Below are 24,738 nucleotides of genomic sequence, written 5' to 3' on the forward strand. Positions count from 1 at the left end.
CCCATCCATCAAACCGGCCCTGCCTTGCAGCGGGGCCAGACAGGACAATCAACATGACAACACTGGCAGGCAAAACTGCGCTGGTTACCGGCTCCACCAGCGGTATCGGTCTGGGCATTGCCCAGGCATTGGCCGAAGCCGGGGCCGATATCGTACTGAATGGTTTTGGCAACATCGACGCTGCGCTGGAGAGCATCCGGGCCTGTGGCGTGCAGGCATGGCATCACCCGGCAGACCTATCCGACCCGGCCCAGATTGACGCACTGTGCGCCTTTGCCGCACACGAAACAGGCGGCGTGGAGATTCTGGTCAACAATGCAGGCATCCAGCACGTAGCCCCTATCGAAGCCTTCCCGCCGGACCAATGGGACAAGGTGCTGGCCATCAACCTGAGCGCGGTATTCCACACCAGCCGCCTGCTGCTGCCACTGATGCGCCAGCGCGGCTGGGGCCGCATCATCAATATCGCCTCCACCCATGGGCTGGTGGCTTCCAGCGGCAAGGCCGCCTATGTGGCAGCCAAGCATGGCGTGCTGGGCCTCACCAAGACCGTGGCACTGGAAACCGCCCACAGCCCCGTCACCTGCAATGCCATTTGTCCCGGCTGGGTGCTCACCCCGCTGGTGGCACAGCAGATTGCCGACCGCGCCAGCGCACAGGGCATCAGCCCGCAGCAAGCCCAGCATGACTTGCTGGCCGAAAAGCAACCCTCCGGCCAGTTTGTCACCCCGGCGCAACTGGGTGCGCTGGCAGTGTTTTTATGCAGCCCGGCTGCCGATGAAGTACGCGGTGCCGCCTGGGCGATGGATGGCGGCTGGACCGCCCAATAAGCGACGCAAGCAAGGACAATGCAATGAACAAGCTTTACCCCGACGCCGCCAGTGCATTGGCTGACATTGTGGCCGACGGCCAGACCATTGCCGTGGGCGGCTTCGGCCTGTGCGGCATTCCCGAAGCGCTGATTGCGGCACTGCGCGACAGTGGCGTGCGCAATCTCACCGCCATTTCCAATAATGCCGGGGTGGATGGCTTTGGCCTGGGCCAACTGCTGCAAACCCGGCAAATCCGCAAGATGGTGTCGTCCTATGTCGGGGAAAACAAGGAATTCGAACGCCAATACCTGAGCGGCGAGCTGGAGCTGGAATTCACCCCGCAAGGCACACTGGCGGAAAAGCTGCGTGCTGCCGGCAGCGGCATTCCCGCCTTCTTTACCCGCACCGGCTACGGCACGCTGGTCGCCGAAGGCAAGGAAGTGCGCGAATTCAATGGCCACCCGCACATTCTGGAACAGGCGCTGTTTGCCGACATTGCCCTGGTCAAGGCCTGGAAGGCCGACCGGGCCGGGAACCTGGTTTACCGCCGCACCGCGCGTAATTTCAACCCGAATGTGGCGATGGCCGGACGCATCACCGTGGCCGAGGTGGAAGAAATTGTCGAAAACGGTGTACTGGACCCGGACACCATCCATACCCCGGGCATCTTTGTGCAACGACTGGTACTCAACCCGCATCCGGAAAAACGCATAGAGCAGCGCACCGTGCGCAACGCCACCCTGACGGAGGCATGAACATGGCCTGGACACGCGAACAAATGGCTGCACGAGCAGCACAGGAACTGCAAGATGGCTTTTATGTGAATCTGGGCATAGGCCTGCCCACGCTGGTGGCCAACCACGTGCCTGCCGGCATGGAAGTGTGGCTGCAATCGGAAAACGGCTTGCTGGGCATTGGCCCGTTTCCGACCGAAGACGAAGTCGACCCGGACCTGATCAACGCCGGCAAACAAACCGTCACCACCCTGCCCGGTTCGGCCATTTTCAGTTCGGCCGACTCCTTCGGCATGATACGCGGCGGCAAGATCAATCTGGCCATCCTCGGCGCGATGCAGGTCAGCCAGCATGGCGACCTGGCCAACTGGATGATTCCAGGCAAAATGGTCAAGGGCATGGGCGGGGCGATGGACCTGGTGGCCGGTGTCGGCAAGGTGGTGGTGCTGATGGAACACACTGCCAAGAAAAAGGACGGCAGCGAAGAAGCCAAGCTGCTGGAACGCTGCACCCTGCCGCTGACCGGTGTGGGGGTGGTCAGCCTGATCATCACCGACCTGGGCGTCATCCGGGTGGAGGCAGACGGCCTGCATCTGCAAGAGCTGGCACCGGATGTCAGCGTAGCCGACATCCGCGCCCGTACCGCTGCCCCGCTGCATGTGCCGGCAGCCCTGCACGCAAGCGAAAGCGCCATCACCAGCTGAGTTAGCTTCACATCAGCCATGAAAAAAGCACGCGTCTGATGGCCAGAGGCGTGCTTTTTTATTATCCGTCCGCAAGTGCTAGAGCAAGGATTTGACCAGCAAGGCGGTCAGCAGGATAGCAATCAGGCTGAGCAGGAAGTTCTGCCGTTTCTGTTCGCGCATCAGGTGCATATAGCCCTCCACCAGCAAATCGCTCTTGGCTGCTGACAAGGCTTCGTTCAGCTTGCGCGGCAGTGTGGGCAGGGTGGTGGCCCATTGCGGTGCCTCCTGCTTGAGCGTGCGCAGCATGCCGCGCCAGCCGATCTGCTCGTTCATCCACTTGGTGAGGAAGGGCTTGGCAGTGTCCCACAAGTCCAGCTCCGGGTCCAGCTGGCGACCCAGGCCCTCGATATTGAGCAGGGTTTTCTGCAGCAATACCAGCTGCGGCTGGATTTCCACATTGAAGCGGCGGCTGGTTTCAAACAGGCGCAGCAGCACCAGACCAAAGGAAATCTGTGACAGCGGCTTTTCGAAAATGGGTTCGCACACCGTGCGCACCGCTGCTTCCAGCTCTTCGGCCCGTGTTTCTTTCGGTACCCAGCCCGATTCGATGTGCGCGGTGGCCACCCGGTGGTAATCACGGTTGAAGAAAGCCAGGAAGTTGACGGCCAGATAATGCTTGTCCTCGTCGGTGAGGCTGCCGACGATGCCGAAATCCAGTGCGATATAACGGCCGTCTTCCGCCACGAAGATATTGCCCGGGTGCATGTCGGCATGGAAAAAACCGTGACGGAATACCTGGGTGAAGAAGATTTCCACCCCGAAGCGCGACAGCTTGCGCAGGTCCACGCCCTGCTCGCGCAGGCGGTCAATCTGCCCTACCGGTGTGCCGTGCATCCATTCCAGCGTCAGCACCTGGCGGTTGCTGTAGTCGTAAAACACTTCCGGCACGATCAGCATGTCCGAACCGGTAAAGTTGCGGCGCAGCTGCGAGGCATTGGCCGCTTCGTGCATCATGTCCAGTTCGTCGTGCAGGTATTTGTCGAACTCGGCCACCACCTCGCGCGGCTTCAAGCGCTTGCCGTCGATGAAGAAGCGTTCCACCCAGCCTGCCAGCGTGGCCATCAAGGCCAGGTCCCCTTCGATCACCGGCTGGATGCCCGGGCGCAATACCTTGACCGCCACTTCGCGGCCACGGCTGCCATCCGGCTGTTTCAGCCAGGCCTTGTGTACTTGTGCCACCGAGGCACTGGCCACCGGGGTGATATCAAAATCCACATACAGGTTTTCCACCGGCTGTCCGAAGCTCTGTTCGATCACCTGCCGTGCCAGTGCGCCGTCAAACGGGGCGACACGGTCCTGCAGGTGAGCCAGTGCATCGGCATAGTCCGGCGGCAGCAAGTCGCGCCGGGTGGACAGCACCTGGCCGAACTTGACGAAAATCGGCCCCAGGCTTTCCAGCGCCAGCCTGACACGCTCAGGCAGCGGTGCACTGACATCGCGCGGCACCGGGCACAGTTTCAGCAGTGAATGAACAAAGCCCAGCCGGGAATGGCCCTGGAAGAAATCATCCAGGCCATACCGGTACAGCGTGGAAACAATCTTGAAAAAACGCGAAATCCGCATAATGAGAACGGGCTTGCCCTTATTCCTTGGTTTGCGCCAGCGCCGCTTCCAGCCGCGCCAGTCGTTTTTCGCTGCGCGCCACATCGTCACGCAGGCTATCCACTGCGGCCACAAAGCCGCCTACTGCCTGGCGGCTGGCCAGCAAGGGGGCTTCTTCCCGCAAGTGTTCCACCCAGTTTTCCAGCAAGCGCCAGGCAATCTCACCCTTGAAACCCAGTGAGGCGCGCGCCACGCGTTGCAGGCGATTGGCAGCGACATCGCCCACCACGCGGGACAAATCTTCACCGGCATCCCAGCGCAGACGCGACAACAGCCTGCCCACAGCGGCGGCCAGTTCGGCATCGCCCTCCAACGTCACCTCGTTCAACGCCGGGTCGCGCCCGCTGGCAGCAGCCAGCGCCGCGGCATGACTCAGGCGGATGGTGGCCTCCGGCTCGCCCTCGCAGGCGGCCAGCAACCCTTCCTCGGTAATCACGCCACGCACCGTCAGCGGTGCCAGCACCACGCCCAGGCGTCGCCCGGCATGGGCTGCCAGTTCGGCTCGCACGGCGGGCTGCTGGTTGAGCAGATGATTGAATACGGCAATCTGAATGCGCATCGTGTCTTCTCCGGAATGAGTGCTGGCTCAGTGTTTCAAGCGGGCAAACAAGAGATTGATACCCAGCAGGATGAACAGGCCACCGCATAGCTGGTCCAGCCGCTGTGCCACGCCCTTGCGCCGCAGCCAGTCACCCAACCGCGCCGACAGCAAGGCCAGCAAGGTGCACCAGGCCAGGCCGGTGGCGACAAAGGTCAGCCCCAGAATGACAAAAGACAGGGCGGTGGCACCCGGTTTGACGAACTGCGGCAGAAAGGCGAGGAAAAACAGCGCCACCTTGGGATTGAACAGATTGGTGAAGAAGGCCTCACGCAGAATCTTGCCCGGCCGAGCCGCTTCCAGCGCGGCGGTATCGCCAGCCACGCTGTTACCGGGCTTGCGCAGCATCTTGACGCCCAAGTAAAGCAAATAGCCTGCGCCCAGCAGCTTTACCGCCAGAAAGGCCATGGCCGAGGTGGCCAGCAGCGCCGACAGGCCAAAGGCCGCCAGCAGGGTGTGGCCCAGACTGCCAAGACCTATGCCCAACGCCGACAACAGCCCCACCTTGCTGCCCTGCGCCGTGCTGCGGCCTAGAATGTAAAAGGTATCCGGGCCAGGCGTCAGGTTGAGTAACAAGCCTGCCGCCATGAAGGCCCACAGATTGGTGATGCCATCCATGGCGTGCTTCCTTACAGTTTGTAGCCCTTGTGCAGCGCCACCACGCCGCCGGTCATATTGTGGTAATCCACCTTGCCGAAACCGGCTTCCAGCATCATGGCCTTCAGGGTTTCCTGATCCGGATGCATGCGGATGGATTCGGCCAGGTACTGGTAGCTGTCAGCATCGCCGGCAACCATCTTGCCCATCACCGGCAGCGCCTTGAAGGAATAGAAGTCATAGAAGGGCGACAGCGGTTTCCATACCTTGGAAAACTCCAGCACCATCAGCTTGCCACCCGGCTTGAGCACGCGGCACATTTCTTTCAGCGCGGCGTCCTTGTGCGTCATGTTGCGCAGGCCGAAGGCCACCGACACGGCGTCGAAATAATTGTCCGGGAAGGGCAGTTTTTCCGCGTCCGCCAGCGATACCGGCAGAATCAGGCCTTCATCCAGCAGGCGGTCACGCCCCACGGTCAGCATGGAGCTGTTGATGTCGGTCAGCCATACTTCGCCCTTCTTGCCCACGCGCTTGCTCCAGCCGCGCGCCAGGTCGCCAGTGCCACCGGCAATGTCCAGCACCTTGTCACCGGGTTTCACGCCGGAGGTGGTGAGGGTAAAATGCTTCCACACGCGATGCAGGCCACCGGACATCAGGTCGTTCATCACGTCGTACTTCTTGGCGACAGAGTGGAAAACCTCGGCTACCTTGCCGGCTTTTTCACTTTCGGCCACCGTCTTGAAGCCAAAATGCGTTTCTTGATCCATATTCACTCCCTGCTCGCGCCAGCGGCGGCGAGGCGATTCAAATAATCCTGCCAGTACGCGGTCTGCTGCGTGCCCAGCTCGTAAAGGTAAGACCAGCTATAGAGGCCGCTATCGTGGCCGTCATCAAAGGTGATCTTCAGTGCGTAATGGCCAACCGGCTCCAGCGCGGTGATGCCGACATGGCGCTTGCCTGTTTGCAATACTTCCTGCCCCACACCATGCCCGCGCACTTCGGCCGATGGCGAATACACGCGCAAATATTCGGCCGGCAACTGGAAACGGGCACCGTCTTCATAACTGATTTCCAGCGTGCGGGACACTGCGTGCAAGGTGACTTCCTGCACTTGCGGGCTATCTGGGGTCAATCCTGCCATGTCTGCCTCATCGGTAGAGTTAGGGCTTCAGCCCTGTTCATCCTTGCGCTCCAGCAGCATGGCGTCGCCATAGCTGAAGAAACGGTATTCCTGCTGTACCGCATGGGCGTAGGCCGCACGCATTTCCGCATAGCCGGCAAAGGCCGACACCAGCATCAGCAGTGTCGATTTGGGCAGGTGGAAATTGGTCAGCAGGCGGTCCACCACGCGGAAGCGATACCCCGGCGTGATGAAAATGTCGGTTTCACCCCGGCCAGCCACCAGCTCACCGCTGCGCGCAGCGGATTCCAGCGCGCGCATGCTGGTGGTGCCCACGGCCAGCACCTTGCTGCCACGGGCATGGGCGGCCTGGATCAGATCGTATGTCCGTTGCGGCACATCGTAGATTTCGCTGTGCATCTTGTGGTCAGCAATGTTTTCCACCCGTACCGGCTGGAAAGTGCCCGCGCCCACATGCAGGGTGACATAAGCCAGTTCCACACCCTTGGCCTGCAAGGCCGCCAGCATTTCTTCGGTAAAGTGCAGGCCGGCAGTGGGTGCGGCTACTGCGCCTTTTTCGCGCGCATACACGGTCTGGTAGCGCTCATCGTCCTCGCCCTCTGCCGTTCTCTCTATATAGGGAGGCAGCGGCAGCTTGCCGGAGGCGTCCAGAATATCGAACAGATTGTCCTCGGCCAGAAAGCGCAGCTTGAACAGCTCGCCCTCGCGCCCCAGCATTTCCGCTTCCCAGCGCTCGGCAAAAATCAGCCGTGTGCCCGGCTTGGGCGATTTGGAAGAACGGATATGGGCCAGCGCGGTGTGTTCGTCCAGTACGCGTTCGATCAGCGCTTCAATCTTGCCGCCACTGGCTTTTTCGCCAAACAGCCGCGCCTTGATCACGCGGGTGTCGTTGAACACCATCACGTCGCCCGGCCTAAGCAGACTGGCAAAATCGGCAAACTGGCCGTCGCTGAGGGTAGAGCCGGCAACGTGCAGCAAACGGCTGGCACCACGCACCGCAGGCGGGTGCTGGGCAATCAGGTGGTCAGGCAGGTGGTAATCAAAATCAGACAGCAGCATGGTGTGAAGCTCGAATCAAAACCGGCAAATTATACCTGCGACCGCCAGCCCCGGCACGGACTTGTTCGGCCTTGGGCCGAATTTGAGCTTGATCAAGGGTATGTGGCAAGAAACTGTAAAAAATTTGCCACCGTTTAAAATGCGGTTCACTGTAGTGCTTTCGCTCGAAATGGCGGGCTTTTCGGGGAAACCGGCGGTTAGCTTCACACATCAAACAACCGTTTGAAATACTGGAAAAGCTAGACATCGTGTCGTCATTTGCGGCAAACTCGCGCCCATGTTGAACTCAGGAGCAAAGCTTTGACCGGAAAAATCCTTGTGCTGCACGGCCCCAATCTCAATCTGCTTGGAACACGGGAACCACAGCACTATGGCCGGGATACGCTAGCCTCCATCAATCAGCGGCTGACCGAACAGGCTGAAGCCGCCGGTTTCGAGCTTGAGGCGCTGCAAAGCAACGCCGAACACCTATTGATCGAACGCGTTCATGCCTGCATGACAGACGGAACGTCGTTCATCATCATCAATCCAGCGGCCTTTACCCACACCAGCGTTGCCCTGCGTGACGCCATTTCCGGGGTGAAGGTGCCGTTCATAGAAGTTCACCTGTCCAACGTCCATGCCCGCGAACCGTTCCGCCATCATTCGTATTTTTCGGATCTGGCAGTCGGCGTGATTTGCGGCCTTGGCGCTCAGGGCTATGAACTGGCACTTGCGCACGCCATCCGGCGTTTGTCCGCGCAAGCCTGAACATAAAAAAGTACATCCCATCCGAAGGATTACCATGGATCTGCGTAAACTGAAGAAACTGATCGATCTCGTCGAAGAATCCGGCATTGCCGAACTCGAAGTGACCGAAGGGGAAGAAAAAGTCCGCATCACCCGCGTATCGGCCAATGCACAGCAAATTGCCTACGCTCAGCCGATGATGCAAATGCCGATGCAACAGCAAGTTGCCGCGCCGGCTGCCGCCGCCCCTGCCGCCGCAGCCGAAGCTCCGGCTGCCGCCAACAATGCCAATGCACTGAAGTCGCCGATGGTAGGCACCTTCTACCGCTCCGCCAGCCCGGGCTCCAAGCCTTTCGTGGAAGTTGGCCAGAGCGTGAATGCCGGTGACACCCTGTGCATCATCGAAGCCATGAAGCTGATGAACGAAATCGAAGCCGACCGTTCCGGCGTGGTGAAGGCCGTACTGGCCGAAGATGGCCAGCCAGTGGAATACGGCGAGCCGCTGTTCATCATCGAGTAATTCTCTCTGCCTCGCTAATAGACGCCAGAGATGACAGGGGCACGACACCGCGTCAGTGCCCCTGTTGTTTGACGCGCCACCCAACGGACGTCCATACCATGTTTGAAAAAATCCTGATTGCAAACCGCGGCGAAATCGCCCTGCGTATCCAGCGCGCCTGCCGCGAAATGGGCATCAAGACCGTGGTCGTGCATTCCGAAGCCGACCGCGAAGCCAAATACGTCAAGCTGGCCGATGAATCGGTCTGCATCGGCCCTGCTCCGTCGACCAAAAGCTATCTGAACGTGCCGGCACTGATTGCCGCTGCCGAAGTGACCGACGCCCAGGCCATCCATCCCGGTTACGGCTTTTTGTCGGAAAACGCCGACTTTGCCGAACGCGTGGAACAGTCCGGCTTTGTCTTCATCGGCCCGCGCCCGGAAACCATCCGCCTGATGGGCGACAAGGTTTCCGCCAAGGACGCCATGATCGCTGCTGGCGTACCTTGCGTGCCGGGTTCCGACGGTGCCTTGCCGGATGATCCGGCCGAAATCGTCAAGATTGCCAAGAAAATCGGCTTCCCGGTCATCATCAAGGCCGCCGGTGGTGGTGGTGGCCGCGGCATGCGCGTGGTGCATACCGAAGGCGCACTGATCAATTCGGTACAGATGACCCGTACCGAAGCCGGTGCTGCATTCGGCAACCCGACTGTATACATGGAGAAATACCTGCAGCAGCCGCGCCATATCGAAATCCAGATTCTGGCCGACGAATACGGCAATGCCATCTACCTGGGCGAGCGCGACTGCTCCATGCAACGTCGTCACCAGAAAATCATCGAAGAAGCACCGGCTCCGGGCATTACCGACGAGCAACGTCAGCGCATTGGCACCGCCTGCGCCGAGGCGTGCAGCCGCATTGGCTACCGTGGCGCCGGTACTTTTGAATTCCTGTTCGAAAACGGTGAGTTCTACTTCATCGAAATGAACACCCGCGTTCAGGTGGAACACCCGGTGACGGAAATGATCACCGGCGTGGACATCGTGCAGGAGCAGATCCGCATTGCTGCTGGCGAAAAACTGCGCTACAAGCAAGAAGACATCATCCTGCGCGGTCATGCCATGGAATGCCGTATCAATGCCGAAGATCCTTTCACCTTCGTCCCCTCCCCGGGCAAGATCGAAAGCTATCACCCGGCTGGCGGCCCTGGCATCCGTATCGACTCGCACATCTATCAGGGCTATACCGTGCCGTCGCATTACGACTCCATGGTAGGCAAGCTGATTTCCTACGGTGACACCCGCGACCAGGCCATGGCCCGCATGCGCGTTGCCCTGTCGGAAATCTCCATCTCCGGTATCAAGACCAATATCCCACTACATCAGGAATTGTTCATGGATGCCGCTTTCCAGCGTGGTAGCACCAGCATCCACTATCTGGAAGAGCGCCTGTCGCAAATGAAAAAGGGAGACGCATAATGGCCTGGCTGCAAGCCACCATCGATACCGATTCGGCGGTGGCCGAACGCCTGGCCGATGCGCTGATGGACGCGGGCGCGCTGTCGACCGCCATTGAAGACGCCCTGGCCGGTACCGACCAGGAACAGCCCATCTTTGGCGAACCGGGCATGCCGGTGGACAAGCTGTGGAATCACAGCCGCATCATCACCCTGTTTGCCGAAGATGCCGACGTGGCCCTGCTGATTGCCGCCGCCTGCAATGCCTGCAAGCTGGGTATGCCGGTGTACAAGACCGAGCGCGTGGAAGAGCAGGACTGGGTGCGTCTGACCCAGTCCCAGTTCGAACCCATCCGCATCTCGGACCGCCTGTGGATTACCCCGACCTGGCACGATGCGCCGGCACCGGATGCGGTAAACCTGCAACTGGACCCGGGCCTCGCCTTCGGCACTGGCAGTCATCCCACCACGCGGCTGTGCCTGCAGTGGCTGGATGCACATATTGCCGGTGGTGAAAGCGTGCTGGACTACGGTTGCGGCTCCGGCATTCTGGCCATTGCCGCGCTCAAGCTGGGTGCCGGCAGTGCCGTGGGTGTGGACATCGATGCCCAGGCCGTGCGTTCCAGCCGCGACAATGCGGACCAGAACAACGTAAGCGCCACCTTCTGCCTGCCGGATGCCAATCCGGCCGACCAATACGACGTAGTGCTGGCCAACATTCTAGCTAATCCGCTGCGCATGCTGGGTCAGCTGCTGGCCAGCCATGTGAAAACCGGTGGTAAAATCGTGCTGTCCGGCATTCTGGCCGAACAAGCCGACGAACTGTCTGCGATTTATGCGCAGTGGTTTACCATGGACACTCCGGTGTTCGATGAAGGCTGGACCCGACTGACAGGAACCCGACGCCCAAGCGTATGAGCTACACCACACAGTGCCCAAGTTGCCAGACCCGTTTCAAGGTTAACGATACGCAGCTAGCCGCCGCCAAAGGCCTGGTTCGCTGCGGGCGCTGTGCGCATGTTTTCAACGCCACCGAGCATTTTGTCAGTACCGAACCGGCAACCCCGCCGGTTCTCACCCAGCCAGAAGCGCCCGCCCCGGCGCCTTCACCCAGCCCGGTGGCGCCCAGCCCGCTGGCACCATCGCCAGTCACGCCGCCAGTGCACGACCCGATGGACGATTTCGAGCTGGAATTGCCCGACTTCGACCCGCAGACCGCCACCGAAACTCCGGTCCGTGATGACTTCAATCTGGACATCGCGCCAGAAGACAAGATGACTGCGGTCGACACCGAGCAGCAACGCAGTGAGGCGGAAGAATTCCAGCGCGCCCTGGCCGAAGCCCTCAACACCCGGCGCGCTCCCACCGCCAGCGCTGCCTATGCTGCAACGCCGCTTGATGCCGAAGAGGACAAAGGCCTGCCCGATGTCTTCGGCAAATCTCGTCGCGGCAGCGACGAAAACCCGCCGCCCGCCGCTCCCCCAGACAGCACTGCAGCCGAAGTGCCAGCCAGCACCACCAGCATGGAGTTGCCACACGAGGATGCCAGGCCAGACAGCGAACATGCTGACGCAGCCGCAGCCGGCAAGGCTCGCAATCCACTGCTGACTGTGTTGATGGTATTGCTGGCGACCATCGCCACCCTGCTGCTGGCCGGCCAACTGGTGTATTTCAACCGCACGCGCATTGCGGCAGAAGTACCGGAAGCTCGTCCGGCGCTGGAAGCATTCTGCTCGCTGGCCGGTTGCAAGGTACCGTGGCCTAGCGATATTGCCCAGATTCGTACCGAATGGTCGGAACTGGCTTTTGTACCGGAACACCCCAATCTGGTCCAGCTATCTGCCACGCTGAAGAACCACGCGGCCTTTGCCCAGAATTACCCGATGCTTGAGGTTTCGCTGAAAGATGCCGACGACCAGGTGCTGATCCGCAAGGTGTTTGCACCCAAAGAGTATCTGAAGGCGGACGACCTCAAACTGCAGCGTTTCAATGCCAACAGTGAGGTGAAGATCACCATGCGGCTGGACATCGGCAAAGTACGGGCCATGGGCTACAGCCTGTACTGGTTCTACCCCTGATTCAGCACATGGCAAAAAAGCGGCCCCGGCCGCTTTTTTTACGTTATTGGTCAACAAAATCTGCAATCGGCCTTGTTTTTAGCGCCATGCTGTCCACCATGATGATACGGACAAGGAGACAAGCATGAGCGATTTCATTCTGCAATACGGCGACGAAGACATTCCGGTTGCCGGAGACTTTCCCCAGGTGGGGCACTTTCTGCCCAGCTTCATGCTGGTGGATGAGCACAAGCGTGACCTGGCGCTGGAAAACTTTGCTGGCCGGCCCAAGGCCATCATCACCCTGTTATCGGTAGATGAAGGTGAGCATGCTGGACTGGCGCTACTGCAAGATACCCGACGCTTTCTGGAAAGTTGGCCGGAACTGGCCATCATTGTCATCACGGTGGATTCCCCGTCCTCCCTGCTGCGCTGCCGTCAGGCGCACGGCCTGCCCGGTGTGAGCCTGCTATCCACCTTGCGTGGGCGCGACTTCCACAAGCAGTACGGCGTGCTGGCGATGGGCTATCCCTTGAGCGGCTACACTGCGCCAGCCATCCTGATTGCAGATGGCGATAACCTGATCCACTACGCCGAACGTCTGCACCATACGACAGACCGTTTCAACCAGCATGCCATTGCTGCCTTGCTGACAGCGGACCCGGAGCAGGACAACACGACAGCCGGCTGAGGCTGACTCACGGTGTACTTCAGGCCTGCAGCGACAGCCTGCTGGCAGCTAAGTTTCCACCAATTAAACACCAATGGTAAACAAATGATTAAATTAATTGATATTTATTGAATAAAAAATGGTCAATATACTGTGCTCAAGCTGTAAGACACAGCAGAAAACGCACTTAGCAAGGAGCACAGTATGAAAACCGCCGCCATCGCCCTGATTACCCTGATTGCCAGCAGCACTGCATTTGCCCACGACACCAACAACAACCCGCCGACCCCGGACAGCGTGGCTGCCTGGCAAGCCGAACAGCAAGCCATCAAGGCACAATTTGCCAAGCTGCCGGCCGCCGAGCAGCAGCGCATCCAGAAAATCAATGCCTACTGGGACGCGCAAAGTCTGCGTGAAAACCAGCATAATCACTAAGCCAGATCAGGCCATGCTGCTGGCAAATGCCAGCATGAAAAAAAGCCTCCGTTGCGGAGGCTTTTTTTCATGCTGGTCAGTTGGCATCATTGCAAGGTACCGCCACCTTCAGACTTGGGCGCCCGACTGAGCAATCCCTCAACCACCCGGTGAGGGTCATTACCCTGATACAGCAGGCCGCATACCGCAGCGGTAATCGGCATTTCCACTTCCAGCCGCTCGGCCATGGTCAGCACTTCACGTGCGGTGCTGACGCCTTCGGCTACATGGCCCAATTCGGCCAGAATGCTGTCCAGCGACTTGCCCTCGGCCAGCTTCAAGCCCACCTGCCGGTTACGCGACAGCGCACCCGTGCAAGTCAGGATCAGATCCCCCATACCGGCCAGGCCCATCATGGTTTGCTGACTGGCACCCAATGCGCTGGCCAGACGGGTGATTTCCGCCAGGCCACGGGTAATCAGCGCGGCACGCGCATTCATGCCAAAACCCAGTCCATCCGCCACACCGGTGGCAATGGCCATGACATTCTTCACCGCACCACCGACTTCCACTCCCACCAGATCATCATTGGCATACAGCCGCAGCAGCGGGCTGTGCAGTTCGCGGGCGATACGACGGGCAAACTCGGCATCATCCGACGCAATGGTGACGGCAGCGGGCAGGCCTTCGGCCACTTCACGGGCAAAGCTGGGGCCGGACAACACACCACAAGGGTGATCGGTCGGCAATTCTTCGGCCACCACTTGGTGCGGCAGCAAGCTGGAGCCTGCCTCAAAGCCCTTGCAAGCCCACAGGATGGGCGGCAGGTCGGATGACAGCGCGGTCAGCGCCCGCAAGGTTGGCCGCAAGCCAGCGATGGGCGTGACAATCAGGATCAGCTCGGCCTGCTGGATGGCACGCGGCAATTCAGCAGTCAGGGTAATCGAGTCGGGAAAGCGGCAATCCGGCAGATAACGCCGGTTTACACGTTCGGCGGCCAGCTCGGCCATCAAGCCGGCATCGCGCCCCCACAGACTGACATCATGATGACGGGCAAACGCCATGGCCAGGGCACTGCCCCAGGCCCCGCTTCCCAGAATGGCCAGTTTCATGATTTACAAACCCCACAGATCGCTGATGCGGGCATAGCCACCACTGCCATCACGGTGCTTGATACGCACCCAGCCGTCCTTGGGGGCTTCCTGCCATTGCAGCACGCCATCGCGTGCGACAGAAAACAAGGGTTTGGCATTGGCCGCCGGCGCATCCCGCACCACGGCCTGATCGGCAGTCACCAGCAGCCAGCGTTGCGAGGACAATGCCGCCAGCGGAATCCAGGCGATACCGCCGGTGGCATCACGCACGCGTGACCATTCCTTCTGGCTGGACAGAACCTCCACCGGGTAATAGCGGCTGACCACAAACAGCTTCTTGGCACTCAGCGCAGGCGCCTCGTACAGCGCCACGCCGGTTTCCTTGACCGAACGGAACTCCAGTGCCTGGGCCGGCAGGGCGATGAACCCGGCCAGCATGGCAGTGACAGTGACGAGGCGGCGCAGCATCAGGCGTTGCCGGCTTCGGCTTGCTGGGCACGCTGTTGCATGTACAGCGCTTCAAAGTTGATCGGCGAGAGCAGTACCGGCGGGAAACCGGCACGGTTTACCAGGTTGGACACGGTTTCGCGGGCATACGGGAACAAGATGTTCGGGCAGGCAACGCCAAGAATCGGCTCGATGTCTTCGGCCGGTACGTTTTCGATGCGGAAGATACCGGCTTCGGTGACTTCGCACAGGAACATGGTTTTTTCCGGCAGTTTGGCCGTTACGGTAACGGTAAGGGCAACTTCGAAGAAGCCATCGTCAATCTGCTTGCCTTCGCTGGCCAGTTGCATGTCGATTTCCGGCTGGGCGGCTTCCAGATAGACCTGCGGTGCATTCGGCACTTCCAGGGACAGGTCCTTGACATAGATCTTTTCGATGGAGAAAACCGGTTGCAGCTCTTGTTGTTCGCTCATGTCTTGTCTCGCTCAAGGCCGCACGCTGGCGGCCGGTTGGTCAGAAAATCAAGCTCGCATCATCGCATGAAAGCACGGCAGGCCACCAGAGGGGGACTGTGCTATCCCTGTCTGTGCTGCATGCTGGCTGATGCGGGCTTGATGGCGGTCAATCCGCCAGCAGAATGTCCAGCTTGCCGGCCTGGTTCAGGGCCACCAGATCGTCGCAGCCACCCACATGGGTATCGCCGATGTAAATTTGCGGCACGGTGCGACGGCCGGTGCTGCTCATCATGCGGTCGCGGGCTTCCGGGTCCAGGTCGATGCGGATTTCTTCGATGCCGGTCACGCCCTTGCTGGCCAGCAATTGCTTGGCACGAATGCAGAACGGGCAAACCGCCGTGGTGTACATGGTGACGTGTTTCATGAAAAACCTGTTGATGCGTGGTGGGTTCAGGGTTGCATTATAGCGTCAGCCGGGGCAGGCGCGCTGCCATCGGCCACACTGTGGTCGAAGCGGTGAATCAGGTCGGCCACCACGGCATCCAGTGCGCCGGCCATGGCTGGCGCGCGTGGACTGTTGATGATGGCCACAATGGCCAGGCGACGGCCATCGGCAGCCTGCCAGTAGCCAGCCAAGGCCTTCACATCTTTCAGCGTGCCGGTTTTCATGCGCAGGCGCGGGCCGATGCTGGCAAAGCGGCGCTTGAGCGTGCCGTCTTCGCTGGCCAGCGGCAAGGAAGCCATCAATTCGTTGCCATATGGCCCACGGGCGGCATTAAGCAATACCTGGCCTAGCAAGCGGGCTGATACCCGTTCGCGCCGGGACAGGCCGCAGCCGTTTTCCAGCACCAGCGCAGCCGCCGCAATATGTTGCTCCGCCAGCAGGCTGCGCACGGCGGTCTGGGCATCGGCCGGGGTATCGCCACTCTTTGCCGCCTCGCGCCCCAGCGTCAGGTATACCGTGCGCGCCATGGTGTTGTTGCTGTACTTGTTGATGTCGTTCAAGGCCGTGGTGAGTGGCTCGGACTGGTATTGCGCCAGCGTGCGCGCATTGGCCGGTGCGCGGCCCTGCGCCATGCCCTGCGGGCCGCTGCCTCCAAGTTCTTGCCACAGGGCGGCAAAACTCTGCGCGGCAAAGTCGTTGTGTTCCAGCACGTTTACATAAGCCTGGCTGCCATCACAGGCGGTGGGCAGCTTGCCGCTGACGTCAATCTGGCTGCCCTGCTCTCTGATGTGCACCCACTGGCGTACATCGGGGCAGGTGGCGGCTGTATCGCCACCATTGCTTAGTCTGGCCTGCAGGCTGACACCGGCCAGCGGCGGGTCAAGCACCACACGCGTGCCGTTGCTGTCATTGAAAAAGCGCAACCAGGCCACTTTCAGGCCGGTCAGATGGGTATCCGGTTCCACGGTGAAGGATTTGCCTTCGTCCCCGCCAAAATTGTCAGCCGTCCCTATGCTGCTGAAGGCGCTCTTGTCCAGCAGCAGCCGGCCTTCAATCTGGCGAATGCCACGCAGACGCAAGTCATGCAGCAGGCTGCGCAAATTGGCCATGCCAAAGCGCGGATCGCCGGCCCCCACCCACACCAGGTCGCCCTTGAGCACGCCGTCCTGCACCGGGGCGGCGGAAACCAGCCGGGTGGTCCAGCGGTAGCCGGGGCCCAGCCGGCTAAGCGCAGTCCAGCTGGTGAGCAATTTCATGGTGGAGGCCGGGTTGACCGGCACATCCGCACGCAAGCTGGCCAGCTCCGGGCCGCCTTCTACCGGAGCAGCCCAGACAGCTACTTCGTCCGGTTTGAGTCCGTGCAGGTCAAGCGCGGCGGCAGTGGCAATGTGGCAGGACAGCGCCAATACCAGGACGGAGGAAAACACCTTCATTTACATCTCCTGCGGGTCGACATCCAGCGACCAGCGCAAACCGCGGCCATACTGGCGGGCCAGTTGATCCAGCAGCGGGGGTAGTTGATCGAGAAACTGATGCAGTTGCTGACGGTTGGCACATTCCAGCACCAGCTGGGCGCGCTCACGGTTGGCCAGCCGCACCATCAAGGCCGGGGCCGGGCCGGAAATCAGCACGCCTGCAGCTATGTTCTGTACCTGGTTGCGCACCTGAGTGAGAAAGGCCGTGGCCTGCGCCAGTTCGGTGGCATCGGCGCGCAGCAGGGCCTGATGCACCGACGGCGGAAAGGCCGCCTGACGACGCTCTTGCAGCAAGCTGGCGGCAAAACCGTCAAAATCGTGCGCCACCAGTGCCTGATACAGTGGGTGATCCGGCCATTGCGTCTGCACCAGCACTTCACCCGGCGCATCCGCCCGGCCAGCGCGGCCCGCCACCTGGGTGAGCTGGGCGAACAGGCGTTCGGAGGCGCGATAGTCAGCGGAATACAAGCCGCCATCGGCATTCAGTACCGTCACCAGCGACAGCGTGCCGAAATCGTGGCCTTTGGCCAGCATCTGCGTGCCCACCAGCATGTCCACCTCTCCGGCATGCACCTGGCGGTAAATCTCCTCCCAGGCCTGTTTGCGCTGGGTGGTGTCGCGGTCTATGCGCAAGATGCGCGCCGTCGGGAACAAGCGTCCCAGTGCGGATTCCAGCCGCTGCGTCCCCTCGCCCAGCGGCTTGATGTCCGGCGCACCGCACTCCGGGCAGGCATGGGGTACCGCTTCCTCCCAGCCGCAATGATGGCAGCGCAGCTTGCGCTCCAGCAGATGCAGTACCAGCCGGGTGGAGCAGCGCGGACAACCACTGGTCCAGCCGCAATCACTACAAGCCAGCACCGGGGCAAAACCACGCCGGTTGATGAATACCAGGCTCATTTCCCGTCGTTCCAGCCGGACGGCCAAAGCCTTGATCACCGGGTCGGACAACCCTTCGGTGAGCTTGGCGCGCCGGGTATCCACCAGCCGTACCTGCGGCAGCTTGGCCGCGCCATGTGCCCGCTGGCTGAGTTTGAGCTGGCGATAGCGCCCGGCTTCGACATTGGCCACGGTTTCCAGACTCGGGGTGGCGCTGCCCAGAATAATGGGCAAGCCGGCCCGGTGTGCGCGCCAGATGGCCAGATCGCGCGCATGGTAGCGCAAACCGTCCTGCTGCTTGAACGAACCATCATGCTCTTCATCCACCACAATCAACCCCAACCGTGGCATGGGGGTAAAGACCGACAAGCGGGTGCCGATCACGATATCGGCACGCCCTTGCCAGGCGTCCAGCCAGTTGCGCAGGCGCTCGCCCTCCGCCAGCTGGCTGTGCTGTACCGCAATGCGGGTAGCCGGAAAACGCTGGATGAAGCGCTCCACCAGTTGCGGAGTGAGATTGATTTCCGGCACCAGCACCAATACCTGCTGCCCGGCAGCCAGGCTATGGGCAATGTGCTGCAAATACACTTCGGTCTTGCCGCTGCCGGTAATGCCATGCAGCAGCCAGGGCTGAAAGCCGCCGGGCTGCGCCAGCAAGGCATCCAGAGCCGCCTGCTGGTCGGCATTCAGTTGCGGTGCACTGCCTAGCTGCAAGGCAGGCTTTTCTGCTGCCACACGCAGCACCAGCCCCTCGGCCAGCCAGTCCGCCAGAATCTTGCCCGCTTGCGGGGTGACCTGCCGGGCTTGTTCCTGTGTGAGCGGGCCATCGCACAGTGCCTGCCACAAGGCCAGACGCGCCCGTTGCCGTGCTGGTGGCTGGGCAAGCTGCCCCTGATCGCTCAGGCCAAACGGACGTTCATCGGCCGGAATGATGTCGCGTGCTTCACGCAGACCGGTGGGCAAGGCGGTAAACAGCGTCGGCCCCAGCGGATAATGGTAATAAGCGGCGGCAAATTCGGTGAGCGCCAGAAAATCCGCCGGTAGCGGCGGCAAGCCGTCAAACACCTGCTCTATGGCTTTGAGCTGACTGTCAGGCAAACCCTCGGGGGGTATGCCCGTGACAGCCACGCCACACAGCTGGCGTTTGCCAAAGGGAACCGCCACCCGTTGACCGGGTATGACATCAAAATGAGACAGGTAGGTAAATGCGCCAAACAGGGGCAGATCAACCACCACCTGAACTCTCTGAGAACCCACGGTAAATTTTCCCTTTACAGCAAACCCAGCACCGACAAGGCTTTGCGCCATCTATGCACAGAAGCTGTGGATATCTTTGTGAACAACTCTGCATCCCGGCATGGAAAGGCCATTAAATCAGCATTTCCATTAGATTGCACAAAAATTAATCAGAACAATATTTCTTTTAATTTCAATAACTTAACTACATTGCACTAATTTTGCCCATCGGACTTGACAATTTGCCGCCAAGGGCGATTCCAGTGTGCATAACTCCGAGAACAACAGTCGGTGCAACTGTCAACACCCCTTTCATGCATGCCATCCATTTACCGCGAGAAGCAGACAAAACCGCACGGCAAGGCAGGGTATACCCCCTCCCCCGCAGCCAGGAGAAAAGATACAGCAAGTGCGGAAAATCGAAAAACAATTGGAAATCAGGCAGGAAATAAAGCTTGGATTCTTGCAAATGGACAGGCCGGGGCAGCATGCCCCAGCCTGTCAGCAAGACTTACTGATGGTAGGAACGGGACAGGCGATGTACCGCTTCAACCAGAGCCGCGGCATGGGCCGGGTCGGCATGCTGGGAAATGCCATGCCCCAGGTTGAACACATGGCCGGAGCCCTGACCATACGCAGCCAGAATACGACCGGCTTCGGCCTCGATGGCCGCAGGCGAGCCGAACAAGGCATTCGGGTCGAAATTGCCTTGCAGTGCCACCTTGTCACCCACACGCGCACGGGCCAGGCCGATGTCGGTGGTCCAGTCCAGGCCGACACAGTCCGCACCGATGGCGGCGATGTCTTCCAGCCATTGACCGCCATTCTTGGTGAACACGATCACCGGCACGCGACGGCCGTCGGCTTCGCGCTTCAGGCCGGACACAATACGCTGCATGTAAGCCAGCGAGAATTCCTTGTAGGCCGCGTGGCTGAGCGCACCGCCCCAGGTATCGAAGATCTGCACCGCCTGGGCACCGGCGTCGATCTGGGCATTCAGGTAGTCGGTCACTGTCTGGGCATTGACCGCCAGGATGTGGTGCAGCAGTTCGGGACGGCTGTAGAGCATGGCTTTCACGTGGCGGAAGTCATCCGAACCACCACCTTCAATCATGTAGCAGGCCAGGGTGAACGGGCTGCCGGAGAAGCCGATCAGCGGCACGCGACCATCCAGCGCCTTGCGGATGCTGGACACGGCGTCGAACACGTATTGCAGCTTGTCCAGTACCGGTACCTGCAGTGCACGGATGGCTTGCTCGTCGCGCAGCGGGCGTTCGAACTTGGGGCCTTCGCCCTCGGCAAAGTACAGGCCCAGGCCCATGGCATCCGGCACGGTGAGAATGTCGGAAAACAGAATGGCAGCATCCAGCGGGAAGCGGTCCAGCGGTTGCAGAGTCACTTCGGTGGCGTAGTCAGGGCTGGTGCACAAGCCCATGAAGCTGCCTGCGCGTGCGCGCGTGGCGCGGTATTCCGGCAGGTAGCGGCCAGCCTGGCGCATCATCCAGATGGGGGTGTATTCAACCGGCTCCTTCAGGAGCGCACGCAGGAAAGTGTCATTCTTGAGCTGGGTCATGTCGGTGTGGGCTTGCTAGCCTGGCGTAATGAATTCAGCGGCATTATACCCATCCCTGACTTCTACAGGGGTATTACCGGCAGATGGTCTCTGGCCTGAAGCTGCCATTGCACCCCGGTCAAACGCTCCAGATAAGCCCCATCCCAGTCCAGGCCGGTACTGGAAAACTGCTGTGGCAGCGCTTGCCAGGGTAGATGCGGCCAGCGCTGGTGTACACCGCGCAGATGGCTGTTGAGCAGGCAATATCCCAGCCAGCGCGGCAAGAACAGATTGGCCGCTCGGCGGGGACAACCCAGCGCCTGGGCAGCAAAGCAGACATGGTCGGTGAGGGAAATCAGCACGGCGCGTGACAGCAGTGCCAGCCACAACATCCAGTCATGCTGGCCGTACACCAGCAAGGACAGCAGCGGCAACAGCAGTGCCAGCGCGGCATCGGTGCGCGCAGCGGACAGACGGCGACAACGCTGCATGCGCACATGCAGGCGCGGCCACAAGGCAAAGTGCCGACATAACAAGGGCCAGCGGGCCGCAGCCGGGACAAACAATAGCAACAGGCTACCGCACCAGGCCAACAAATAAGCACCACCACTGATGCGCAGTATCAGCAACAACTGGCGTGACCAGTAGCGTTCGCAGGACGGGTCGTACACTTCCACCTGATGCCAGCGGCTACGGCTGTAGCGATGGTGCAATTGATGCGCCTGCCGCCACACATCAAACGGCAGACCCAGTGCAATGCCCATCAATCGCCCCGCCAATCTGTTATGTGTGGCGGAGGGCAACAAATGGCCATGTGCCGCCTCGTGCAGCAATTGCCAGCGCAGCGGAATCAGCAACAAGGTGAGCAACAATATCAGTCCGCAAGCCGGGTGCAGATAGAGCAGTGCCACAGGAACGGCCACCAGCTCCACCAGATACAGGCGCAAGGCCAGCAGGCACAACAGCAGGTTTTGCCGGGCAGGCGTCAACGACCACAGCCGCATGGTTTCTCCATCAGCTTGCAAACGGCTTAGTCTGCCCACGCTGCGTGAAACACTGATGACGCGCCGGAGCAAGCTTCAGATCCACCCCAGCCAACCCAGTACGGCACCGCCAGCCAGTAGCCACAGCGGATTGATGCGGCTGCGCCAGGCGATGACAGCGACTACGCCGCACAGCAACCAGCCGGTCCAGCGCGCATTGGCCGCCTCACTCATCAGCATGGCACTGCCCGCCACCAGGCCGATGGTCAGCGGGGCCAGGCCGCGCTCGATGGCGCGTCGCCATGGCGAACCATGAAAGCGTTGCCACAGCCGGGTGACGTAGTAACACAGCAGCGAGGACGGGCCACACATGCCCACAGTGGCCACCAGCGCACCGGCGAGGCCTGCCACTTTCCAGCCAATCAGGCTGACCACCAGCACGTTCGGCCCCGGTGCCGCCTGAGCAATGGCAAACAAGGCGGCAAACTCCTGTCCGCTCATCCAGTGATGGCTGTCCACCACATAGCTGTGCATGGCGGGAATCAGCGTTACCGCCCCCCCCACCGCCATCAGCGAAAACAAGGAAAAACTGGCCAGCAAGGACAGCAGGATCAGCATGATTCATCTCCAGATCGCTGGCGTCGACGGGCCAGCCACACCGACAGCGGGCCCAGCACCAGTAACACCGGCAGCAAGGGCAGGCGCCATACGCCGACCGCCACAAAGGTGAGTATGGCCAACGACACCGTCTGCCAGTGCAGCTCTATTTTCTGCCCCATGCGCAACACCATGGCCAGCAGCAAACCTGCCGCCGCCGAGGCCAGTCCGTGCAAGGTGCCCTGCACGTCCGGCAGGCTTTGGTAGTGGTCGTACAGCATGACCATGCTCAGCACGATGATGAGCGGGGCCAGCATCAGCCCGGCCACAGCCAGCCAGGCTCCGGCCACGCCATGAAAGCGCGAACCAATGGCGATGGACATATTGACGATATTGGGCCCGGGCAGAATCTGTCCCAGCCCCAAGAGTTCGGTGAACTCTTCCTCGTTCAGCCAGCGACGCTGCTGCACCAGCATGCGGTGCGCCAGTGGCAGCACACCGCCAAAACCGCTCAGACCGATGCTGAAGAAACCCAGAAACAACTGGCGGCGAGTGGGAATAATCAGTGATGAATTCATCGTGCAAGGCTAGCCCGCCAATGCCGTCAGAACAAACGAGTTTTTATGGCATTCTTTGTGAGCTAAACTCACCAGCATGAACCGTCGCCTTCCCCCACTCAATGCGCTAAAGGCCTTTGAATCTGCTGCACGACAAGGCAGTTTCACCGCTGCAGCCGAAGCCCTGTATGTGACCCACGGTGCCATCAGTCGCCAGATTCAACAGCTGGAGGACTGGCTGGGCGTCAGCCTGTTTGAACGCCATGGCCGCCGGGTTCGGCTATCGGCGGCCGGTCAGGCTTATCTGCCAGCCATCCAGACTGCGCTGGACGGCATTGCCACTGCCACCGAAAAACTGCAGGCCCGCCAGCAGGGACACCGGCTGAACATCAACGTCACCCCCACGCTGGCCATGCACTGGTTATTGCCCAGGCTTACCCGCTTTCAGCTGCGCTACCCAGGGGTGGAATTGCGACTGGCTACATCCGATGCCAGCATCAACAACCAGAATGCCGACTTCGACATTGCCATCCGTCGTGGCAAGGACCACTGGCATGGCTTTGTCTCGCATGCCTTTCTCACCGAGCGGGAAATCCCGGTATGCAGCCCGGCCTTGCTGGCGCGCCTGCCCATCCGGCAGCCTGCCGACCTGGCGCAACACACCTTGCTGCACGCGGAAACCAGGCCGGTGGCCTGGGCACGCTGGCTGGCAGCTGCCGGGGTGCCCGGCTTGCAGTCCGGCGCAGACCAGCATTTCGATCATTACTACCTGGCCTTGCAGGCGGCAGTGGACGGGCTGGGTGTGACGCTGGGCGCGCTGCCGGTGATTGAAAGCGAATTAGCCAGCGGCAAACTGGTGGCTCCACTGGCGGGACCGGAAATCTCCGTACGGGGTTATTCCTGGGCCGTACCGCAATCACTGGTGGGCGATGAGCTGGTCACCGCCTTTTGTCAGTGGCTGGAGGAGGAAGGGCAACAACATTGATGTGCCAGTACCGGATCAGGGCCGATACCATAGCGTACGGTCCTGCAAGGGCGTAGCCGGAGGCAGCAGCGGATTGTCGAGCGGAATTTCCCGCCGTGTGGCCAACGCCAGCTGTGACAGCAGTTGGCCGTTATAACGCTGGAACAGCTGGTTGAAACGGCCATCCTTCAATGCCTTGCGCAGTCCCTGCTCCAGTTGGGCCGCCAACTCTGGTTTGTTGCGGCTGACAAAGAAATACATGGCGGTGGGGTAGTGCAATACCAGATGACGGTCGATCAGCAAGCCCTTGGCCACCGGCAAGGCTGCTTCGCGCTGCACTTCGATCACACTGCGCGGGAAATAATCAAAACGTTTTCTTTGCAGCATGGGAAACAGGTTGCCGTAATCCTGTGTGGTCAGTACCGGCAAGCCGGCATGACGCAAGATCTCGGTATCCGGCCAATCCGCCACCTGCCCTGCCATCAGCCGGGAAAGCTGCTTCACATCACGCACACCGGCCAGCAAGTCTGGCTGACTGGCATGGATCAACGCCACCCGCCAGCCCAGCAAGCCCTTGTCCAGCGGAATGCGGATGGAGATGGCCTGCTGTTCGCGCTCACGACTGGTCATGCCCCAGAACAGATCAATACCACCTTCACGCTTGCCCAATTGCACCATCGCCCGCGACTGGTTCATGGTGGAGGCGGCCTGCAGCTGACAGCGCAAGCCCGCCTCGTCACAGGCCAGTTGCAACAGCGACAGCATGTAGGGCAGGTGCGGGTCTTCCAGCCCGGACACCAGCGCATAACGCACCGGGACGGGCCGCACGGTAGCAGAGGCCGACAGTGACATCAGCAAACCCGACAAACAGCAGACAATCCAGCGGTACATGACGTTCTCCCCTGCCCTTCCGCTACCGTTCAGGCCGCGGGTCGGAAAACCG

At 60.7% G+C, this 24,738-nt stretch carries 28 protein-coding genes; 11 read left to right on the forward strand and 17 right to left on the reverse strand.

What is annotated here, in order from left to right:
• Positions 1-53 precede the first annotated feature (53 nt).
• The 3 genes from HWX34_RS03915 to HWX34_RS03925 are packed head-to-tail and all read left to right on the forward strand — an operon-like array spanning position 54 to position 2,250.
• A complete protein-coding gene (locus tag HWX34_RS03915) occupies positions 54-830 on the forward strand; it encodes a 3-hydroxybutyrate dehydrogenase (protein WP_178971078.1) in 777 nt (258 codons plus the stop codon).
• A 23-nt stretch (positions 831-853) separates the two neighbouring features.
• On the forward strand, positions 854-1,567 hold the full coding sequence (locus tag HWX34_RS03920) for a CoA transferase subunit A (RefSeq protein ID WP_178971079.1): 714 nt from the start codon (positions 854-856) through the stop codon (positions 1,565-1,567).
• A gap of 2 nt (positions 1,568-1,569) precedes the next feature.
• Complete coding sequence (locus tag HWX34_RS03925; protein ID WP_178971080.1) at positions 1,570-2,250, forward strand: CoA transferase subunit B; 681 nt, start codon at positions 1,570-1,572, stop codon at positions 2,248-2,250.
• Positions 2,251-2,328: 78 nt separating this feature from the next.
• Here the strand turns inward: HWX34_RS03925 and ubiB are convergent, their stop codons facing one another.
• The 6 genes from ubiB to queA are packed head-to-tail and all read right to left on the reverse strand — an operon-like array spanning position 2,329 to position 7,289.
• Positions 2,329-3,855 (reverse strand): ubiquinone biosynthesis regulatory protein kinase UbiB, encoded by a 1,527-nt coding sequence (gene ubiB, locus HWX34_RS03930; protein ID WP_178971081.1) that lies wholly within the window; start codon positions 3,853-3,855, stop codon positions 2,329-2,331.
• 19 nt (positions 3,856-3,874) lie between these two features.
• Positions 3,875-4,453 carry an SCP2 domain-containing protein gene (locus tag HWX34_RS03935; RefSeq protein ID WP_178971082.1) on the reverse strand — a complete coding sequence of 193 codons (579 nt, stop codon included), beginning with the start codon at positions 4,451-4,453 and terminating at the stop codon, positions 3,875-3,877.
• A 27-nt stretch (positions 4,454-4,480) separates the two neighbouring features.
• Positions 4,481-5,110 (reverse strand): LysE family translocator, encoded by a 630-nt coding sequence (locus HWX34_RS03940; RefSeq protein WP_178971083.1) that lies wholly within the window; start codon positions 5,108-5,110, stop codon positions 4,481-4,483.
• Between the two features lie 11 nt (positions 5,111-5,121).
• Positions 5,122-5,856, reverse strand: a complete 735-nt coding sequence (gene ubiE / locus HWX34_RS03945) for a bifunctional demethylmenaquinone methyltransferase/2-methoxy-6-polyprenyl-1,4-benzoquinol methylase UbiE (RefSeq protein WP_045845476.1) — start codon at positions 5,854-5,856, stop codon at positions 5,122-5,124.
• 2 nt (positions 5,857-5,858) lie between these two features.
• Entirely contained in the window at positions 5,859-6,230 is a 372-nt protein-coding gene (locus HWX34_RS03950) for a gamma-butyrobetaine hydroxylase-like domain-containing protein (RefSeq protein WP_178971084.1), read from the reverse strand.
• A 27-nt stretch (positions 6,231-6,257) separates the two neighbouring features.
• Complete coding sequence (gene queA, locus HWX34_RS03955; RefSeq protein WP_178971085.1) at positions 6,258-7,289, reverse strand: tRNA preQ1(34) S-adenosylmethionine ribosyltransferase-isomerase QueA; 1,032 nt, start codon at positions 7,287-7,289, stop codon at positions 6,258-6,260.
• Positions 7,290-7,589: 300 nt separating this feature from the next.
• Here queA and aroQ point away from each other — a divergent pair, with 300 nt between their 5' ends.
• The 7 genes from aroQ (at position 7,590) to HWX34_RS03990 (ending at position 13,135) form a co-directional block, all read left to right on the forward strand.
• Positions 7,590-8,039 (forward strand): type II 3-dehydroquinate dehydratase, encoded by a 450-nt coding sequence (aroQ, locus tag HWX34_RS03960; RefSeq protein ID WP_045845473.1) that lies wholly within the window; start codon positions 7,590-7,592, stop codon positions 8,037-8,039.
• A 34-nt stretch (positions 8,040-8,073) separates the two neighbouring features.
• Positions 8,074-8,538, forward strand: a complete 465-nt coding sequence (gene accB, locus HWX34_RS03965) for an acetyl-CoA carboxylase biotin carboxyl carrier protein (RefSeq protein WP_045845472.1) — start codon at positions 8,074-8,076, stop codon at positions 8,536-8,538.
• Between the two features lie 98 nt (positions 8,539-8,636).
• The gene (gene accC / locus HWX34_RS03970; protein WP_178971086.1) at positions 8,637-9,995 is read left to right on the forward strand and encodes an acetyl-CoA carboxylase biotin carboxylase subunit; all 1,359 of its coding nucleotides are present in this window, start codon (positions 8,637-8,639) and stop codon (positions 9,993-9,995) included.
• Positions 9,995-10,891 (forward strand): 50S ribosomal protein L11 methyltransferase, encoded by an 897-nt coding sequence (gene prmA, locus HWX34_RS03975; protein ID WP_178971087.1) that lies wholly within the window; start codon positions 9,995-9,997, stop codon positions 10,889-10,891. Before accC ends, prmA begins: the two co-directional genes overlap by 1 nt.
• Positions 10,888-12,051, forward strand: coding sequence for a DUF3426 domain-containing protein (locus HWX34_RS03980; protein ID WP_178971088.1), 1,164 nt, complete (start codon positions 10,888-10,890; stop codon positions 12,049-12,051). Before prmA ends, HWX34_RS03980 begins: the two co-directional genes overlap by 4 nt.
• A 124-nt stretch (positions 12,052-12,175) precedes the next feature.
• Positions 12,176-12,721 carry a thiol peroxidase gene (locus HWX34_RS03985; protein WP_178971089.1) on the forward strand — a complete coding sequence of 182 codons (546 nt, stop codon included), beginning with the start codon at positions 12,176-12,178 and terminating at the stop codon, positions 12,719-12,721.
• A 183-nt stretch (positions 12,722-12,904) separates the two neighbouring features.
• On the forward strand, positions 12,905-13,135 hold the full coding sequence (locus HWX34_RS03990) for a hypothetical protein (protein ID WP_178971090.1): 231 nt from the start codon (positions 12,905-12,907) through the stop codon (positions 13,133-13,135).
• An 86-nt stretch (positions 13,136-13,221) separates the two neighbouring features.
• Here the strand turns inward: HWX34_RS03990 and HWX34_RS03995 are convergent, their stop codons facing one another.
• From HWX34_RS03995 to HWX34_RS04040, 10 genes are all read right to left on the reverse strand, one after another.
• Positions 13,222-14,226 (reverse strand): NAD(P)H-dependent glycerol-3-phosphate dehydrogenase, encoded by a 1,005-nt coding sequence (locus HWX34_RS03995; RefSeq protein ID WP_178971091.1) that lies wholly within the window; start codon positions 14,224-14,226, stop codon positions 13,222-13,224.
• Between the two features lie 3 nt (positions 14,227-14,229).
• Entirely contained in the window at positions 14,230-14,676 is a 447-nt protein-coding gene (locus HWX34_RS04000; protein WP_178971092.1) for an SH3 domain-containing protein, read from the reverse strand.
• Entirely contained in the window at positions 14,676-15,128 is a 453-nt protein-coding gene (gene secB, locus HWX34_RS04005; RefSeq protein WP_045845464.1) for a protein-export chaperone SecB, read from the reverse strand. The genes HWX34_RS04000 and secB overlap by 1 nt, the downstream gene beginning before the upstream one ends.
• Before the next feature lie 148 nt (positions 15,129-15,276).
• A complete protein-coding gene (gene grxC, locus HWX34_RS04010) occupies positions 15,277-15,534 on the reverse strand; it encodes a glutaredoxin 3 (protein ID WP_045845463.1) in 258 nt (85 codons plus the stop codon).
• 26 nt (positions 15,535-15,560) lie between these two features.
• The gene (dacB, locus tag HWX34_RS04015; RefSeq protein WP_178971093.1) at positions 15,561-16,988 is read right to left on the reverse strand and encodes a D-alanyl-D-alanine carboxypeptidase/D-alanyl-D-alanine-endopeptidase; all 1,428 of its coding nucleotides are present in this window, start codon (positions 16,986-16,988) and stop codon (positions 15,561-15,563) included.
• Entirely contained in the window at positions 16,989-19,163 is a 2,175-nt protein-coding gene (locus HWX34_RS04020) for a primosomal protein N' (protein WP_370459666.1), read from the reverse strand.
• A 490-nt stretch (positions 19,164-19,653) separates the two neighbouring features.
• The gene (gene hemE, locus HWX34_RS04025; protein ID WP_178971095.1) at positions 19,654-20,715 is read right to left on the reverse strand and encodes a uroporphyrinogen decarboxylase; all 1,062 of its coding nucleotides are present in this window, start codon (positions 20,713-20,715) and stop codon (positions 19,654-19,656) included.
• A gap of 62 nt (positions 20,716-20,777) precedes the next feature.
• A complete protein-coding gene (locus HWX34_RS04030) occupies positions 20,778-21,698 on the reverse strand; it encodes a fatty acid desaturase (RefSeq protein ID WP_178971096.1) in 921 nt (306 codons plus the stop codon).
• A gap of 75 nt (positions 21,699-21,773) precedes the next feature.
• Positions 21,774-22,295 (reverse strand): chromate transporter, encoded by a 522-nt coding sequence (locus tag HWX34_RS04035; protein ID WP_218645044.1) that lies wholly within the window; start codon positions 22,293-22,295, stop codon positions 21,774-21,776.
• Positions 22,289-22,852 (reverse strand): chromate transporter, encoded by a 564-nt coding sequence (locus tag HWX34_RS04040; protein WP_178971097.1) that lies wholly within the window; start codon positions 22,850-22,852, stop codon positions 22,289-22,291. Before HWX34_RS04040 ends, HWX34_RS04035 begins: the two co-directional genes overlap by 7 nt.
• A gap of 76 nt (positions 22,853-22,928) precedes the next feature.
• Here HWX34_RS04040 and gcvA point away from each other — a divergent pair, with 76 nt between their 5' ends.
• On the forward strand, positions 22,929-23,816 hold the full coding sequence (gene gcvA, locus HWX34_RS04045) for a transcriptional regulator GcvA (RefSeq protein WP_178971098.1): 888 nt from the start codon (positions 22,929-22,931) through the stop codon (positions 23,814-23,816).
• Positions 23,817-23,831: 15 nt separating this feature from the next.
• On the opposite strand, the gene HWX34_RS04050 is transcribed toward gcvA, so the two are convergent.
• Positions 23,832-24,686, reverse strand: coding sequence for a transporter substrate-binding domain-containing protein (locus tag HWX34_RS04050; protein ID WP_178971099.1), 855 nt, complete (start codon positions 24,684-24,686; stop codon positions 23,832-23,834).
• Positions 24,687-24,738: the final 52 nt, after the last annotated feature.

The organism is Aquitalea sp. LB_tupeE (genome assembly GCF_013391415.1).
Taxonomy (GTDB): Bacteria; Pseudomonadota; Gammaproteobacteria; order Burkholderiales; family Chromobacteriaceae; genus Aquitalea.

Bases quoted from the DNA above. Each gene is read 5' to 3' on its own strand.
- HWX34_RS03915 (WP_178971078.1), top strand. From the start codon at position 54: ATGACAACACTGGCAGGCAAAACTGCGCTGGTTACCGGCTCCACCAGC.
- HWX34_RS03920 (WP_178971079.1), top strand. From the start codon at position 854: ATGAACAAGCTTTACCCCGACGCCGCCAGTGCATTGGCTGACATTGTG.
- HWX34_RS03925 (WP_178971080.1), top strand. From the start codon at position 1,570: ATGGCCTGGACACGCGAACAAATGGCTGCACGAGCAGCACAGGAACTG.
- ubiB (WP_178971081.1), bottom strand. From the start codon at position 3,855: ATGCGGATTTCGCGTTTTTTCAAGATTGTTTCCACGCTGTACCGGTAT.
- HWX34_RS03935 (WP_178971082.1), bottom strand. From the start codon at position 4,453: ATGCGCATTCAGATTGCCGTATTCAATCATCTGCTCAACCAGCAGCCC.
- HWX34_RS03940 (WP_178971083.1), bottom strand. From the start codon at position 5,110: ATGGATGGCATCACCAATCTGTGGGCCTTCATGGCGGCAGGCTTGTTA.
- ubiE (WP_045845476.1), bottom strand. From the start codon at position 5,856: ATGGATCAAGAAACGCATTTTGGCTTCAAGACGGTGGCCGAAAGTGAA.
- HWX34_RS03950 (WP_178971084.1), bottom strand. From the start codon at position 6,230: ATGGCAGGATTGACCCCAGATAGCCCGCAAGTGCAGGAAGTCACCTTG.
- queA (WP_178971085.1), bottom strand. From the start codon at position 7,289: ATGCTGCTGTCTGATTTTGATTACCACCTGCCTGACCACCTGATTGCC.
- accB (WP_045845472.1), top strand. From the start codon at position 8,074: ATGGATCTGCGTAAACTGAAGAAACTGATCGATCTCGTCGAAGAATCC.
- accC (WP_178971086.1), top strand. From the start codon at position 8,637: ATGTTTGAAAAAATCCTGATTGCAAACCGCGGCGAAATCGCCCTGCGT.
- prmA (WP_178971087.1), top strand. From the start codon at position 9,995: ATGGCCTGGCTGCAAGCCACCATCGATACCGATTCGGCGGTGGCCGAA.
- HWX34_RS03980 (WP_178971088.1), top strand. From the start codon at position 10,888: ATGAGCTACACCACACAGTGCCCAAGTTGCCAGACCCGTTTCAAGGTT.
- HWX34_RS03985 (WP_178971089.1), top strand. From the start codon at position 12,176: ATGAGCGATTTCATTCTGCAATACGGCGACGAAGACATTCCGGTTGCC.
- HWX34_RS03990 (WP_178971090.1), top strand. From the start codon at position 12,905: ATGAAAACCGCCGCCATCGCCCTGATTACCCTGATTGCCAGCAGCACT.
- HWX34_RS03995 (WP_178971091.1), bottom strand. From the start codon at position 14,226: ATGAAACTGGCCATTCTGGGAAGCGGGGCCTGGGGCAGTGCCCTGGCC.
- HWX34_RS04000 (WP_178971092.1), bottom strand. From the start codon at position 14,676: ATGCTGCGCCGCCTCGTCACTGTCACTGCCATGCTGGCCGGGTTCATC.
- secB (WP_045845464.1), bottom strand. From the start codon at position 15,128: ATGAGCGAACAACAAGAGCTGCAACCGGTTTTCTCCATCGAAAAGATC.
- grxC (WP_045845463.1), bottom strand. From the start codon at position 15,534: ATGAAACACGTCACCATGTACACCACGGCGGTTTGCCCGTTCTGCATT.
- dacB (WP_178971093.1), bottom strand. From the start codon at position 16,988: ATGAAGGTGTTTTCCTCCGTCCTGGTATTGGCGCTGTCCTGCCACATT.
- hemE (WP_178971095.1), bottom strand. From the start codon at position 20,715: ATGACCCAGCTCAAGAATGACACTTTCCTGCGTGCGCTCCTGAAGGAG.
- HWX34_RS04030 (WP_178971096.1), bottom strand. From the start codon at position 21,698: ATGCGGCTGTGGTCGTTGACGCCTGCCCGGCAAAACCTGCTGTTGTGC.
- HWX34_RS04035 (WP_218645044.1), bottom strand. From the start codon at position 22,295: ATGCTGATCCTGCTGTCCTTGCTGGCCAGTTTTTCCTTGTTTTCGCTG.
- HWX34_RS04040 (WP_178971097.1), bottom strand. From the start codon at position 22,852: ATGAATTCATCACTGATTATTCCCACTCGCCGCCAGTTGTTTCTGGGT.
- gcvA (WP_178971098.1), top strand. From the start codon at position 22,929: ATGAACCGTCGCCTTCCCCCACTCAATGCGCTAAAGGCCTTTGAATCT.
- HWX34_RS04050 (WP_178971099.1), bottom strand. From the start codon at position 24,686: ATGTACCGCTGGATTGTCTGCTGTTTGTCGGGTTTGCTGATGTCACTG.